Source organism: Pedobacter sp. 22163, assembly GCF_052045595.1.
Taxonomy (GTDB): domain Bacteria; phylum Bacteroidota; class Bacteroidia; order Sphingobacteriales; family Sphingobacteriaceae; genus Pedobacter.
This window is the reverse complement of sequence record NZ_JBQEPM010000006.1, coordinates 106,205-120,178: the sequence shown is the minus strand read 5'-3', so window position 1 is coordinate 120,178 and position 13,974 is coordinate 106,205. Positions and strand designations below refer to the sequence as shown.

The 13,974-nt window shown below is 37.7% G+C and carries 14 protein-coding genes; 4 read left to right on the top strand and 10 right to left on the bottom strand.

The window, feature by feature from the left end; all coding sequences use genetic code 11:
• Positions 1–14: 14 nt before the first annotated feature.
• Both ACTJKN_RS16595 and ACTJKN_RS16590 read left to right on the top strand, forming a co-directional pair.
• Positions 15–557: a YceI family protein gene (locus ACTJKN_RS16595; protein WP_440826723.1), complete on the top strand. Its 543-nt coding sequence runs from the start codon at positions 15–17 to the stop codon at positions 555–557.
• A gap of 6 nt (positions 558–563) precedes the next feature.
• On the top strand, positions 564–1,511 hold the full coding sequence (locus ACTJKN_RS16590; protein WP_440826721.1) for a DUF5777 family beta-barrel protein: 948 nt from the start codon (positions 564–566) through the stop codon (positions 1,509–1,511).
• 80 nt (positions 1,512–1,591) lie between these two features.
• On the opposite strand, the gene ACTJKN_RS16585 is transcribed toward ACTJKN_RS16590, so the two are convergent.
• From ACTJKN_RS16585 to ACTJKN_RS16575, 3 genes are read right to left on the bottom strand one after another with little or no spacing between them, the layout of a single operon-like run.
• Positions 1,592–2,734 (bottom strand): ABC transporter permease, encoded by a 1,143-nt coding sequence (locus tag ACTJKN_RS16585; protein WP_440826719.1) that lies wholly within the window; start codon positions 2,732–2,734, stop codon positions 1,592–1,594.
• Complete coding sequence (locus tag ACTJKN_RS16580; protein WP_440826718.1) at positions 2,734–3,870, bottom strand: glycosyltransferase family 2 protein; 1,137 nt, start codon at positions 3,868–3,870, stop codon at positions 2,734–2,736. Before ACTJKN_RS16580 ends, ACTJKN_RS16585 begins: the two co-directional genes overlap by 1 nt.
• On the bottom strand, positions 3,848–4,825 hold the full coding sequence (locus tag ACTJKN_RS16575; RefSeq protein ID WP_440826716.1) for a lysylphosphatidylglycerol synthase domain-containing protein: 978 nt from the start codon (positions 4,823–4,825) through the stop codon (positions 3,848–3,850). The genes ACTJKN_RS16580 and ACTJKN_RS16575 overlap by 23 nt, the downstream gene beginning before the upstream one ends.
• 41 nt (positions 4,826–4,866) lie before the next feature.
• Here ACTJKN_RS16575 and ruvC point away from each other — a divergent pair, with 41 nt between their 5' ends.
• Positions 4,867–5,454, top strand: coding sequence for a crossover junction endodeoxyribonuclease RuvC (gene ruvC / locus ACTJKN_RS16570; protein ID WP_440826714.1), 588 nt, complete (start codon positions 4,867–4,869; stop codon positions 5,452–5,454).
• 245 nt (positions 5,455–5,699) lie between these two features.
• On the opposite strand, the gene ACTJKN_RS16565 is transcribed toward ruvC, so the two are convergent.
• The 3 genes from ACTJKN_RS16565 to ACTJKN_RS16555 form a co-directional block, all read right to left on the bottom strand.
• On the bottom strand, positions 5,700–6,590 hold the full coding sequence (locus tag ACTJKN_RS16565; protein ID WP_440826713.1) for a DUF4349 domain-containing protein: 891 nt from the start codon (positions 6,588–6,590) through the stop codon (positions 5,700–5,702).
• Between the two features lie 777 nt (positions 6,591–7,367).
• Positions 7,368–7,586 carry a hypothetical protein gene (locus ACTJKN_RS16560; RefSeq protein WP_029278686.1) on the bottom strand — a complete coding sequence of 73 codons (219 nt, stop codon included), beginning with the start codon at positions 7,584–7,586 and terminating at the stop codon, positions 7,368–7,370.
• Between the two features lie 57 nt (positions 7,587–7,643).
• Positions 7,644–8,408, bottom strand: a complete 765-nt coding sequence (locus tag ACTJKN_RS16555) for a 5'-nucleotidase, lipoprotein e(P4) family (RefSeq protein WP_440826711.1) — start codon at positions 8,406–8,408, stop codon at positions 7,644–7,646.
• 223 nt (positions 8,409–8,631) lie between these two features.
• On the opposite strand from ACTJKN_RS16555, the gene ACTJKN_RS16550 reads away from it, so the two are divergent.
• The gene (locus tag ACTJKN_RS16550) at positions 8,632–9,336 is read left to right on the top strand and encodes a hypothetical protein (protein ID WP_440826710.1); all 705 of its coding nucleotides are present in this window, start codon (positions 8,632–8,634) and stop codon (positions 9,334–9,336) included.
• Between the two features lie 57 nt (positions 9,337–9,393).
• On the opposite strand, the gene ACTJKN_RS16545 is transcribed toward ACTJKN_RS16550, so the two are convergent.
• The 4 genes from ACTJKN_RS16545 to atpH form a co-directional block, all read right to left on the bottom strand.
• The gene (locus ACTJKN_RS16545) at positions 9,394–10,521 is read right to left on the bottom strand and encodes an ATP-binding protein (protein ID WP_440826708.1); all 1,128 of its coding nucleotides are present in this window, start codon (positions 10,519–10,521) and stop codon (positions 9,394–9,396) included.
• A gap of 209 nt (positions 10,522–10,730) precedes the next feature.
• A complete protein-coding gene (atpG, locus tag ACTJKN_RS16540; protein ID WP_215132261.1) occupies positions 10,731–11,615 on the bottom strand; it encodes an ATP synthase F1 subunit gamma in 885 nt (294 codons plus the stop codon).
• A gap of 87 nt (positions 11,616–11,702) precedes the next feature.
• The gene (atpA, locus tag ACTJKN_RS16535; RefSeq protein ID WP_029279568.1) at positions 11,703–13,277 is read right to left on the bottom strand and encodes a F0F1 ATP synthase subunit alpha; all 1,575 of its coding nucleotides are present in this window, start codon (positions 13,275–13,277) and stop codon (positions 11,703–11,705) included.
• A gap of 141 nt (positions 13,278–13,418) precedes the next feature.
• Complete coding sequence (gene atpH, locus ACTJKN_RS16530; protein ID WP_440826705.1) at positions 13,419–13,958, bottom strand: ATP synthase F1 subunit delta; 540 nt, start codon at positions 13,956–13,958, stop codon at positions 13,419–13,421.
• Between the last annotated feature and the right edge of the window lie 16 nt (positions 13,959–13,974).

Sequence of the window (13,974 nt, the reverse complement as noted above, 5' to 3'; positions counted from 1 at the left end):
AAATAGATACACCAATGCAAAAACTACTTTTCACCTTAATAGCCCTGTTATTATGCACAGGTATAAAAGCGCAGATATGGGTAAGTAAAAATGTAACTTCTTCATTTTTCTCTTCAACACCCGTTGAAGATATAGATGCCTCGAGTAAAGCAGGGGCTTCAGCCATAAACACCAAAACCAACGATATCATTTTCAAAATCAACAATACTTCTTTTCAATTCAAGAAGAAGTTGATGCAGGAACACTTTAACGAAAATTATATCGAAAGCGATAAATATCCTACATCAGAATTTAAAGGAAAAATTGTAGAACAGATCGATTTTTCAAAGCCAGGCACCTACCCCATTACGGTAAAAGGGAACCTGCAGATCCATGGAGTTACCAAAGAATATCAGGTTAAAGGTTCGCTGGTTATTACAGCTGATGAGGTAAAGGCCACCTCAGCCTTTAATGTAAAACTTGTAGATCACAATATCAAAGTCCCAACGATTGTTTTCAAACAAATTGCCGAAACCATACAGGTAAAAATGACGGCTACTTATCAACCTAAAAAATAAAACCTTATGAAATATCATCTAAAATCACTTCTATACCTATTTGCTCTTTGTTTACCAATAGTTGCTTCAGCACAGGATTCGCTTGAAAATGCATTGCAGATGCCTGTAGAAAAAAAGAATGTAAAGGCCACGTTTAAAGCAACCAAACTCATTAACATACAAACCAATGAAACCATTTACAAAAATGAGATGGATTTCAGGGTAGACCACCGTTTTGGAGACATTGCCGGATCAGGTGGCGGGATTAAAAACTTTTTTGGTCTGGATCAATCAACCGATATCCGCATTGGTTTTGAATATGGAATCAGCGATAAACTTTCTGTTGGTTTAGCCAGGGCAAAAGGTGCCGGAGTTGTAACACAATTGTATGAAGGAAATTTAAAATATCGGTTACTGGAACAAACAGATGATGAAAAAATACCCGTAGCGGTAACTTTGTTTGGCAGTACAACCATTGCTGCCGTAAAAGCTTCAACTGATCCAACAGCGGTGAATGCTTACAGTAAATTTCAAGACCGTTTAACCTATGTAGTGCAAGCGGTAATTGCCCGTAAATTTAATTCGAACTTCTCCATGCTGGTAATGCCATCGTACATACACCGCAACTTTACTGTTTTTGGAGATCAGAATGATATGCTTGCACTATCGGTTGGTGGGCGTATCAAGATCACTAAACGCATGGCTTTTGTTGCCGATTATACCATTCCATTCAGAGATAAAGATAAAAAAGCCTACCTCGAAAACACATTGGGAACGCAATATTACAAAACGCTTGGTGCCGGACTGGAGTTCGAAACTGGCGGTCATATTTTCCACCTTAATTTCACTAATGCCACGGCCATACAGGAGTCGCAATTTATTACCGATACCAATACCTCCTGGCTTAAGGGACAATACCGTTGGGGCTTTAGTATTGCCCGAAGGTTCTCTTTCGATAAGAAGAAAGCAAAATAATCAAACTTATAACAAACGATTAAGTTTTGTTTTTAAGGGTAAGCAGTATCGTAATTGGTACTGCTTTTTTATAACAGGATTTAAACGGTTACATTCTGTCCTTTTACATCAAATGCATCGCGTAAGCCTATGGCCAGCACATTAAAGGCATAAACAGTAAACATAATGGCTAACCCGGGCAAAACCGCTAAGTAGGCTGCATCCATAATAATATATCCATAATGTTCTTTAATCATGCTCCCCCAACTGGGCATAGGTGGCTGAGCGCCAAAGCCTAAAAAGCTTAACCCTGTTTCAAGCAATATGGCTGAGGCAAAATTAGATGAGGCAACAACTAAAATTGGCCCCGCGATATTCGGTAGTATATGTTTGATAATTGTTCTGCCCGTGCTAAAGCCCAGGGCTCTTGCAGCCTCTACAAATTCGACTTCTTTTAAAGCCATTACCTGCCCGCGTACTAACCTTGCTACATCTACCCAGGTTGATAAGCCTACCGCAATAAAAATCTGCCAAAAACCCTTGCCTAAAGCGAATGATATAGCAATGACCAGCAGTAACGAGGGCAGTGACCAAACTACGTTCATAAACCAACTGATGGCTGCATCTACGCGACCACCAAAATAGCCAGCAATGGCTCCCAAACTTACGCCAATAAAAAGAGAGATGAGCACAGCCATTAACCCTACAGATAACGAAACTCTGATACCTAAAATCAACCTGCTTAATAAATCACGTCCATAAATATCTGTGCCTAGAATATAGGTGTGTGTATAGATGTTATTTTCTTTAAACAGTGCTTGTGGTGTTCCTATTTTTGAAGGTAAAACACAGCTTGGACATAAATCTTTCAGTTCGTACCTGGTTTCCTTGGCTTTTTCATCCTCGCCAATATATTCCTGCACAAAAACATCTTTGCCTTTTATCTTGTAAGAAGTAATTGGGATACTTTTAAAAGTTGGTGTTTGCCCGTTCAGCATTCTTTCGAAAAGACCGACTTTTTCAATATGATCATATCGCTCAATGATCAGAAATTTGAACTGAGCACCGGGTTTCTGTTTGGCAATTTGAACTTTTTGAACATTCGCATTTGGAGAATCATCGGGCATAATCAAATAGCCCAAAATACCCATCACCATCAAAAGCAAAATAAAGACCAATCCGCCAAAAGCAAATTTATTCCGCTTAAACTTTAACCATACTTTTTTTGATGGGCTACTATCCATTATCTAACCATTCTGCCTTTCCAATTGTATTTGCCACTGTTTCCAGCAATGCCGATGTAAACCATATAAAGCACATGCAGCACATTTAAAACCGGGATTAAAAGGAGTAAACTGCGTCTTTTTGCAAAGCCGGTTACATCCCATAAAAATAAGGTTTCTAAAATCATTTTAACCAATAATTGATAAAATGTGATGGTCATAAAACCCGGAATGAAAAGCCCGGTGATAAAGTTTGCCAGAATAGTGAGGTTAAAGACCCAGATCAGAACCCCTAATACGATAATGGCCTTATTTTTATAACGGGTACTTTTAGATGCCCAACGTTTGCGTTGCTGAATAAATGCGCCCAAGGTTTCTTTTGCATGCGTATACACAATGGCTTCTCTATTTTTGAGAAAACCAATCTGATCAGGATACTTGGCTGCAATTTTATGCAATAGTAGCTCGTCATCGCCCGATGCCAGGTCATCTATGCCCTGAAAGCCACCAACTTCATAAAAAGTCGTTTTTTCGTAAGCTAAATTTGCTCCATTACAGGTAGAGGGTTCCTTATTGCCAATAGTAGAGGCCCCCAAACCAATAAGGTATAGAAATTCTAACGATTGCAGGCGCTCAAAGAAACTCTTCTCCTGAAAATAGGCTACCGGAGAGGAGATCATTTTATAATTTTTCTGTTCATATAGGTTTACAATGGTAGCCAGCCAATCTGCGCCCATCCTGCAATCGGCATCGGTCGTGATAATCAGATCGCCAGAACAAGTTCCTATTGCAGTTTGTATAGCCTTTTTTTTGTATGAATTCAGGGCTCTATCTTCATTCAGCTTAATCAGTTTTACATTCCGGTCTGCATAACTTAACACAATTTCTGCCGTACGATCGGTAGAATGGTCATCAATAATAATAATTTCGGTTAATACCTTAGGGTATCGCTGTGCAACCAGGTCATCAATGGTTTTGGTAATATTAGCTTCCTCATCCCTTGCGGCAACAATTATAGACACTTTGGTCTGAGGATCAGACTTTTGTGGAGTATAATAAACCAGGTTATGCCATCCTCTGATAAAATTAAGGACTAAAAAACCGTAGATTAAGGTTAAAGCAGCAGATACTAGACTAATTAGATTTAAGATTTCCAAAAAAATTGAGTTTAAAAACGAAATAAGTGCCTAAGATAGCAGGAATTATAATATTTATGAGCCAAATACTTGCAGTACATGCAATAACGGCCACATGCTGATCAGTTACGTGTTTAAACAACTCAACAGCGGTAACACTCCTGATACCCACATCAAAAAGATCAAGTGACGGCAATGCCGATTGTACCAAAAAGAGCAAACAGGTCATCATAATGATATCTGCATAATGCAAACCTGGTATCAACCAGGTAAACAGAATGAAATATTGCGAGCTAAATACCAGATAACGGGCAAAACAATAAGTGATGATTTTGAATAACTCTCTTTTCCGGTAACGACCTAAAATGCTGTAAAACTTCTTGTATTTCCTTGTGAATTTGATAGAGAGCAAAATCCCATTTAACCATCGGATATTAAAGTAGAAGATCAGGAAAAACAGACAGAAAAATACCGCCAGAAATACCACTGCGATAAACAGCACATCATCGATCGGAATAAAACGATAAACAAAAAAACAGGCTGCAATGGCTCCAAAAACATTCGTTAATACCAGTTGACCAATGCTGCCCACACTCATGGCCACTATGCCCACAATCCTTCTTTTAGGTGACAGGAAAAATACCCTTCCTCCATACTCTCCCAGCCTGTTGGGTGTAAAAATGGCCAGTGTTAATCCGCAAAATACCGATTCGATAGCGCGATAAAAACTGATAGGCTCTATGTGGCTCATAAGGTATTTCCATTTTCCTGCCTCCAAAAACCAATTCACAAGCATCAATAACACCACGATACCAATTACCGTAATAATTTCTGTTTGAGGGATATCTTTTAATAATGTACTAAAATCGTGCAGATTTTTATTCGCAACGAGCTTATGGTAAATAAACCAAAAAGCAAATATTACGATTGCAGCTTTGATGAAGATTGATAATATTTTTTTGTTCTTGCCTGTCAAGATTATCTTTTTAGTTTGCAAATATGCTTAATATTGCTGTAATGTTGAACGAAAAAAAGGAACGGGTTATTATGGGCATCGATCCAGGCACTGCGGTGATGGGTTATGGCGTAATTTTAGAGAAGGGAAATAAAACAGAACTGATCAGTTTAGGGGTGGTAAAGATGACCCATTTAGATGATCCATTCCTTAAACTTCAACGGATATTCGAAAAAACTGTGGTTTTGATCGATCAGTACAAGCCAGATGTTCTGGCCATCGAAGCACCATTTTATGGAAAAAACATTCAGGTATTGTTAAAACTGGGCCGGGCTCAGGGCATTGCCATTGCAGCCGCACTCTCCAGAAATATTTCCGTAACTGAATATTCGCCGCGTAAGATCAAACAATCCATTACAGGCAGCGGAAATGCCACTAAAGAGCAAGTAGCGGCTATGTTGCAACGCTTGTTAAATTTTAAGGAAACGCCAGAGTTTTTAGATGCTACTGATGGTTTAGCAGTTGCAGTTTGCCATTCGTTCCAAAAAATTACCTCAGCGGGGAAATCTAAAACCTATTCGGGTTGGGAATCTTTTGTAAGCGATAATAAAACCAAGGTTAAAGGTTTAGCGGTTAAAGCAAAGAAATAAATATCGGTTGGTGAATCACCAACCGAAGGAGAGCGAATGACGATGATAGGTCACGAGGTATCGTCATTCCCAACCCGATACCTATCGGGTTGATTGGGAACCACGGAGTGTTCATGAATGCCTCTGAAAAAAAGAAAACTTATGAATAATCCTAATGCTATAAGCTTTAAGATTCCCCGCCTGCGCGGGAATGACGGTCGATTATTTAAATCTGTCATTGGTAGCGTAGCTGAAGGAATAGATTCTTATTGCCTAGCCTGATCAATCATATTTTTAGTCGCTTCATCCATTGCTAATTTATTCCTACGAATAAAATATTTTATAGTGAAGAAGGTTGCAATACCTACCAATATTAACATCCATAAATTAGAAATTGCGATGATGATTTCTTTAAAAATCGTCCAGCCATTTACAATGCCCAACCAAAGCCTGTTAACAAACGCCGGACGATAGTCGTACAGATTGTCGTTGGCAATAATCATTGTTTTAACGGTATTATCCTGATAAAAGTTAAGGGTAATGGTACTGAATTTTACACGGCTATCGATTTGCATATTCTCAATTCTCTTGTCAACATAATCGTCTTTGATGTAAAGAGAAGATTCTACATTGGCACTTTTCTTCGAAGCTACTTTATTGATCTTTTCAATCGCATCGACCCGATTCTGCGCTTTTAGCTTATTAGATAAATAGGCGATACTTTGATCGTCCATCTTCATCGATTGGTTATCTACAAAAATTGCCATTTTTGCAATGGTATTGGTAAATTCGTCTAGCTTCTCTGACGGAACTTTTGCTACCAGATAACCCTGTGTGCGATAGGAAGTAATTTCCTTTAGCGAATCGGTAGATTGTTTAACCTTATCGGTTTCCTGGATGGGACTTTCGATGGAGAACTCTGCAACAGTCCCTCCTTGGGCTTTAATGGTTTTGCTGAGCTGTTCTTTGGTGTTTTGAACGTCTTTCACCCTAAAACGCATATCTGCAGTTTTGATAATCTTAGCCACAGCTGTACTATCTGTAGGTATTCTTAATTCATTTGCGACGAGAACTTCGGAGCTGGCATACTTTTCATTCGATTTTTGGCAGCCAAAAATTGTTAAAACTATGGCTATAGCAATTATATTCCTTTTCATGATTCAGTGGTTCTAAAAAATTAATCATTTTAAATATCTGCTTCAAATGGCCATTAGAAGTTTCGCGTTTTGGGTTGGTTTGTAACGCTCTTTTCACTTAATACTACAAAGTGATTTAGGTAACCCAAAAAACAAATTGTTTATATAGAGATGTTATATAGCCCGCATTTCCATAAAGTAAAAATGCAAAAACAAAAATGCCAGTTACAATGTAAAACCGAAAGCCGCATAACTGGTGGGTTTTAGATAGAAAGGTTTGTCAAAATAATTTGAACCTGACAGTAGCGGGCAACGAACGTGGAGAGGTAAAGCGGATGGCAGGGCTTCTGGAACCGATACTCACAGAACCCTGCTTTTCAAAAAAAGAAGGTTACATTTCCAACAAAAACAGCTATTGGTACCTGAAACCTATTTTATTTTTTTTGAAAAGCAAATACAGAAGCGGTTGGGTTACAGCAGTCCCGCCATTTGCTTTAGCCCCTATGTTAATTTAGTGCCGATTCATCGGTAAAGAATCGGGGCGGCTGCCACGGCTGTCGGGTTTAGGATAGAAAGGTTTACCTAGGTAATTCAAACCTGACAGTAGCGAGCACCGAACGCAGTAAGGTAAAGCGGATGGCAGGACTTTCGGAACCGATGCCCACAGGAACCTGCTTTCAAAAAAAGACGCCCTTATTTAACTTAAACCTAGAAGGTTTTGAAACCTTATAGGTTTGTAAAACAAAAAAGCCGATCATGAATAACATGACCGGCTTTTATATCTTGATCGCAATTGGCTTATGCGTCTAATATTTTGAATACACCTTTAATGGCAATAATTGCACCGATGAACAAAACAATCCAGGATGCCAGAGACACTTGCCACGAATCATAAGCGAAACGTGCATAAGTACCCACCATGCAAACCAGTACACCAAAAATCATTAATTTATAAATTCCTGGCTGGTTAGCCGTTTTCATACTTTCTGTATTGTGCTTTAATTCGTTGTTCTCCATAATGTTTATTTTTATGATGCTGCAAAAGTAATACTTATTGCTGAATAATTATAAAACTTAGTAACTTTTTAATCGTTCTAATCTTTGTTTCGCTTTATCTTTATCACTAAGTTTTTCTCCCTGATACAAAGGCTTTTCCCAATCGCCGTACATTGGGTTCGGCAACACGATATACTGTGTTCCAAATAGGTGCTGATTTATGTTTACCTGTTCAAATGTATTTTTGTTTTCGCGATAAAAAATATTACTGAAATCGCTTAAATTATCGCCACATAACAGGAAAATATTATGTGTTTCACTAATTTTTTGGCGGCGCGGTTCTTTATTTGATGTTCCTTTCGACACCACTAAATGCGCATCATCGGCATATGGAAAACCAAAATGCTGCAGGTTTTTCAGCGTAGCAGTATAATCCTTTTCATCGCGGTTGCTCACATAAAATGTTTCGATATGCTTTGATGCTGCAAACTTTAAAAAGGCCAACGCCCCCGGAACAGTATCAGCCTGGGCCAGATTTGTCCATTCGGTCCAGTCAGCAGGCACATAACTCAGTCCTTTTTTTATTTCGTGCCCTTGAAAGGCTGAATTATCTAAAACAGTTTCGTCAATATCAACAATCACGCAATTTGGCTTTTTGCTGGTATCGGCCCATAATGCTTCTTTTAATGATAAACGGGCAAAGTTATAGGCCTGAAAGCATAATGCCCTGTACTCGCCCGAAGTTTGCTGCCAAAGCACTGCATTGGTATAATCACGGGCAGGATTTTGGGCCTTTGTAAAAAACGGAAAAGCAGACAAGATGATGAAGATGTATTTTTTCATTGTTGATATTATACCGCAAAGATATTAAAAGACTATCATTAACCAGGCCTGAAACGCTTGTAAAACAGTTCTTATGTAATTTGCATGGAAATACTTTAATACAATACATTTAAGTAAGAGATAGACTACGGAGCAACCGCAATAATCAGAATAATTTCTACCAATTAAGATTTTAGTTATAAAAATAACTATTTTTGGGCACACACAAATAAAATCAATTATTATGAAATCTAAAAGCCTACTAGGGATAGCTATTGCCCTATTTTTCTTTGCGGCCTGCAAGAAAGGTGACCCGATTGAGCCTCCAGTGGTTATCGAAAAAGAAGACCCTTTAGAATATGCTCATGACAGTATATCTTACAACATCGATGGGATCACTTATAAACTATCTAAATATTCCAGTTTCTACAGTGCCAGTAATAGACAACCGTATTCAAAAGTAGATTCAATTGTAGGCAACGGTTATTATATATCTGGTATTAAAGATTCTGTTTTATACTCAAGGAAATATGGAATGTATAATGATGAGCAAAAAGTGGACGTAATATTTATTAAAACTTATAACAAAGCATCGATGTTGCAATCACTGATTTTGAGGCCAAAATATATTATGGATTTATTTACAGCGGGGCAGAGAAATTATGCGCTGGATTATGGTAGAGATAATATCCAAAATGGTGTTGCTATAAGCATCTCTGATGGATTTAAAACATATGGTTCAGAATCATTCAGAACACCACCACAATTAAGCGCTGATGCTCAAAATAATTCAAAATTTGAAATCACAAGTTTAAAGAAATTAAAGTCTGGCACATATATTTTAGAAGCTAAATTTAATGCAACGGTTTACAACGATAACAACGTGAGCAAAAAATTAGAAAATGGATATTTGAGATTAGTTATGAGTAAATATGACTCAATCTTATAAATAAGTAAGATGCCCATTCCAATTAAGAATGGGTATCTTAGTTTTATCAACAAACGATTAACCATTCAAAAAACTTCCTCTTTCACCTTTTGATAAGACCAGTGTCTCTGCTTCAGGATAAGCCTGGGTAAAAGTTACAGGAATTTTATTTTTACCTCTTTCATTCCATTTAAATTCTACAGCGAGAAGCCTGGTATCCGTTTTTTCGATATAATCGATTTCCTGTTGCTGAGTTGTACGCCAGAAAAAGCATTCAGCTTCCATTTGATTCTGATGCAAAAACTTCATCCGCTCAGCAATCATATAATTTTCAAACAATGCACCTACATCGTTTCTGTTGGCAATTGGATTAAAATTCCTTGTAATGGCGTTTACAATCCCGGTATCGTAGAAATAAATCTTTTTATTCTTTTTTATTTCGTTGCGTACATTACCCGAAAATGCTGGCAGCGTAAAAACTACAAAAGATTTTTCGAGCAGACTGATATATTTATCAACTGTTTTCTGGTCGGCTTTTACCAATTGTGCCAGTTCAGAAAAATTCACTTCGCTCCCAATCTGTAAAGCCAAAGCCTTTACAATTTTCTCAAACAACAGTGGCTTCTTCACCTCCTCGAGTGCAAATAAATCCTTATACAGGTAGCTATCGGAAAGTAATTTTAAATGCTCTTCGGCATGCTGTGGATCGTTAATAATTTCAGGATAAGAACCATAAATTAAACGTTGCTCCAGCGATCTTTCTTCGGTAATGAAATCGGTATCGTTTACCAGTTCGGCATAAGAGAAAGGCAGAAGCATCATTTCATACTTACGACCAGTTAAAGGCTCGTTAATCTTACCTGATAGTTCAAAGGCTGAAGAGCCTGTAGCAATTACCTGAACATTTTTAAATCGATCTACAATGATTTTAATCAATAATCCAACATCACTTATCCGTTGAGCTTCATCAATAAATAGAACTTCGTAATTACCAAGCATTTGGCCAATCTGTATAGCATTCGGTTTAGCTAATGTTTCTCTTACATCAGCATCATCTCCATTCAGATACAATGTTTTTTTATTAACCTTTGCTAACAACTGCTCCACAAAAGTAGTTTTACCGGTCTGCCTCGGGCCGAATATAATAAAAGCTTTCCCCTTAAAGAGCCTGGCAAGAGCATAATCTAATTGTTTCCTAACGATCATAGCCAATAATTATCATACAAAAATATAATAATTTTGGATTACAATCCATAAAAAACATAATAATTTTGGATTACAATCCATAAAAAATATAATAATTTTGGATTACAGACTGCATTAATACTAAAAAAGCCCATTTCAATTAAGAAATGGGCTTTTTAGTTTATATTACAACAAATACTGCTAACTCAAAACTGTGAGCTGCAAACTAATTATCCGTTCAATGCCGCTGCACCACTTACAATCTCAGTTAACTCAGTTGTAATTGCTGCCTGCCGTGCCTGGTTGTATGAAAGTTTTAAGGCTTTCAATAATTCTCCAGCATTTTCAGTTGCTTTATCCATTGATGTCATACGTGCACCATGTTCAGAAGCATGAGAATCTAAAACAGCTTTGTATAACTGAATTTTAACTGATTTAGGGATCAACTGTCCTACAATCTCTTCTTGCGAAGGCTCTAGAATGTAATCAACATTGGTAGTTTTACTTTCAACCTTTGTTTCTTCCGCTTTTGGTAAAGGCAACAATTGCTCAGTTGTAATAAACTGAACCGCTGCGTTTTTAAAACGATTGTAAACAACCTCTACTTTATCGAACTCACCTTTAATAAAACCGGCCATAATCGCATCGGTTATTTTGGTTACGTTTTCGAAGGTTAAAGCAGCGTATACTTCATTATTATTACCAATTACGTTATAATTACGTTTTTCGTAAAAATCCTGAGTTTTCTTACCAATAGAAATAATGCTTACATTACCGTTTTTCAACTGTTCGCTATATTTCTCAGCAATTAAATTGTTGGCCGCTTTAATCACGTTCATGTTAAAAGCACCAGCCAAACCACGGTTTGATGATACTGTTACAATTAAAACCTTATTAGGTTCACGCTCTTGTATAAAAGGCGATGAAGACCCTTCTAAACTTGCTGATAGATTACCTAAAATCTCTTTCAGTTTAGTTGCATAAGGACGTAAAGCGATAATTGCATTGGTAGCACGTTTCAACTTAGCTGCCGAAACCATTTTCATAGCCTTGGTAATCTGCTGCGTTGATTGTACCGATGCAATCCGGTTTCTTACTTCTTTTAAATTAGCCATTCTTTATTTAGATGTGAGATGTGAGATATAAGATGTGAGACGTTTCCGGCCCAATCTCAAATCTCAAATCTCATGTCTCAAATCTTATTAATATTTACTTGAAATCTCTTTTGCTACTGTATCTAAAACACCTGTAATGGTATCATCAAATTTACCAGCTTTTAATGCCGCTAAAGTTTCCGGATGACGTAATTCCAATTGCGTTAAATATTCAGTTTCGAATTCTTTTACTTTATCAACCGGTACGCTACGCATTAAGTTTTTAGTACCTGCATAAACAATAGCTACTTGTTTTTCAACTGTAAAAGGTGTAAACTGAGCTTGTTTTAACATTTGTACGTTACGTGCACCTTTATCTAAAACCGATTTCGTTGCAGCATCTAAATCAGAACCGAATTTAGAGAAAGCCTCTAACTCGCGGTATTGAGCCTGATCCAATTTTAAAGTACCTGCTACTTTTTTCATCGATTTGATCTGTGCATTACCACCCACACGTGATACCGAGATACCTACGTTAATTGCCGGACGGATACCTGAGTTGAACAAGTTCGACTCTAAGAAAATCTGACCATCAGTAATCGAAATTACGTTGGTTGGGATATATGCTGATACGTCACCTGCCTGAGTTTCGATAATCGGTAAAGCTGTTAATGAACCACCACCTTTAACGATATGTTTAATCGATTCAGGTAAATCGTTCATCGCTTTTGCGATATCATCGTTAGAGTTGATTTTCGCAGCTCTTTCTAACAAACGACTGTGTAAGTAGAAAACGTCACCTGGATAAGCTTCACGGCCCGGTGGACGACGAAGTAATAAAGATACTTCACGATAAGCTACAGCTTGTTTAGATAAATCATCATAAACAATTAAAGCTGGTCTACCTGTATCGCGGAAAAACTCACCAATTGCAGCACCAGCAAACGGCGCATAGAACTGCATTGGAGCAGGATCTGCAGCCGAAGCAGCAACAACAACTGTATATGGTAAAGCACCGTTTTCTTCCAATGTACGTACAATGTTAGCTACAGTAGAGTTTTTCTGACCGATAGCAACATAAATACAGAACACAGGCTGGCCTGCTTCATAAAATTCTTTTTGGTTGATAATAGTATCGATACAAACGGCAGTTTTACCAATCTGACGGTCGCCAATAACCAACTCACGTTGACCACGACCGATTGGAATCATTGCATCAATTGCTTTAATACCAGTTTGTAAAGGCTCATTTACCGGCTGACGATAAATTACACCTGGTGCTTTACGCTCTAATGGCATTTCGTAAGTTTCACCTAAGATTGGTCCTTTACCATCTAAAGGCTCACCTAAAGTGTTCACTACGCGGCCAAGCATACCTTCACCAACTTTAATAGAGGCAATTTTTTTGGTACGTTTAATCGTATCACCTTCTTTGATCTCGTCTGAAGCACCTAAAAGTACCACACCAACGTTATCTTCTTCAAGGTTTAATACGATACCTTGTAGGCCGTTTGCAAATTCAACTAATTCTCCCGATTGAACTTTAGTTAAACCGTAAACACGGGCAATACCGTCGCCCACTTGCAACACGGTACCAACTTCTTCCAGTTCGGTTTCTGATTTGAAGCCCGCCAATTGCTGTCTGATAATTGCCGATACTTCGTCTGGTCTTACCTCTACCATAATTTTACTTTATATCTTTTTGTAAATGTTTAGTGCTTAGCGCATGGCGCTTGGCATTTATTCGCCATCCGCTTATCGCAATACTTTTTTGTTTAGCTTTTGGTGTATGGCGTTTTCCGCGATACACTTATCGCCTCGCGCTTACTGCGCAAATTCTTTTCTTAGTTTACTTAAACCGCTGGCAATACTTGCATCAAATTGCTTATCACCAACTTTTAATATAAAACCACCAATTAATTTTTCGTTAATTTTTTCATTAACAATAACCTGGTTGGCGTTTAATTCTCTTTTTACAATCGCAATAATCTGCTCTTTAGCTGCAGGGCTTAGTGCACTTGCAGTAGTTACATCAGCAGTAACAATACCCTTAATTAAGTTATATTGTTGAACGAACTGTTTAGCAGTGGCAAATAAAATCGCCGAACGGCCTTTGTTTACTACAATTTTAAAAAACGAGATGGTTAGTTTACTTACTTTATCAGCAAAAATACCGTTCAAAATACCCGTCTTTTTATCTAAAGGTACAATCGGGTTTTTTAATATTGCTTCTAGTTCAGGGGTTTCATCAACCACTTTCTCAAACAAAACCATATCATTATAAGAAGCCTCTAACGCGTTGTTTTCAACGGCTAGGTCTATTAATGATTTGGCGTATCTGCTTGCAACTTTAATTTCTGACATATCTTTTGGGTTGGCG

Excerpts from the sequence above, each read along its gene's own strand:
- ACTJKN_RS16550 (WP_440826710.1), top strand. The coding sequence starts at position 8,632 with ATGAAATCTAAAAGCCTACTAGGGATAGCTATTGCCCTATTTTTCTTT.
- ACTJKN_RS16545 (WP_440826708.1), bottom strand. The coding sequence starts at position 10,521 with ATGATCGTTAGGAAACAATTAGATTATGCTCTTGCCAGGCTCTTTAAG.
- ACTJKN_RS16560 (WP_029278686.1), bottom strand. The coding sequence starts at position 7,586 with ATGGAGAACAACGAATTAAAGCACAATACAGAAAGTATGAAAACGGCT.
- atpA (WP_029279568.1), bottom strand. The coding sequence starts at position 13,277 with ATGGTAGAGGTAAGACCAGACGAAGTATCGGCAATTATCAGACAGCAA.
- ruvC (WP_440826714.1), top strand. The coding sequence starts at position 4,867 with ATGTTGAACGAAAAAAAGGAACGGGTTATTATGGGCATCGATCCAGGC.
- ACTJKN_RS16590 (WP_440826721.1), top strand. The coding sequence starts at position 564 with ATGAAATATCATCTAAAATCACTTCTATACCTATTTGCTCTTTGTTTA.
- ACTJKN_RS16595 (WP_440826723.1), top strand. The coding sequence starts at position 15 with ATGCAAAAACTACTTTTCACCTTAATAGCCCTGTTATTATGCACAGGT.
- ACTJKN_RS16555 (WP_440826711.1), bottom strand. The coding sequence starts at position 8,408 with ATGAAAAAATACATCTTCATCATCTTGTCTGCTTTTCCGTTTTTTACA.
- ACTJKN_RS16585 (WP_440826719.1), bottom strand. The coding sequence starts at position 2,734 with ATGGATAGTAGCCCATCAAAAAAAGTATGGTTAAAGTTTAAGCGGAAT.
- atpG (WP_215132261.1), bottom strand. The coding sequence starts at position 11,615 with ATGGCTAATTTAAAAGAAGTAAGAAACCGGATTGCATCGGTACAATCA.
- atpH (WP_440826705.1), bottom strand. The coding sequence starts at position 13,958 with ATGTCAGAAATTAAAGTTGCAAGCAGATACGCCAAATCATTAATAGAC.
- ACTJKN_RS16565 (WP_440826713.1), bottom strand. The coding sequence starts at position 6,590 with ATGAAAAGGAATATAATTGCTATAGCCATAGTTTTAACAATTTTTGGC.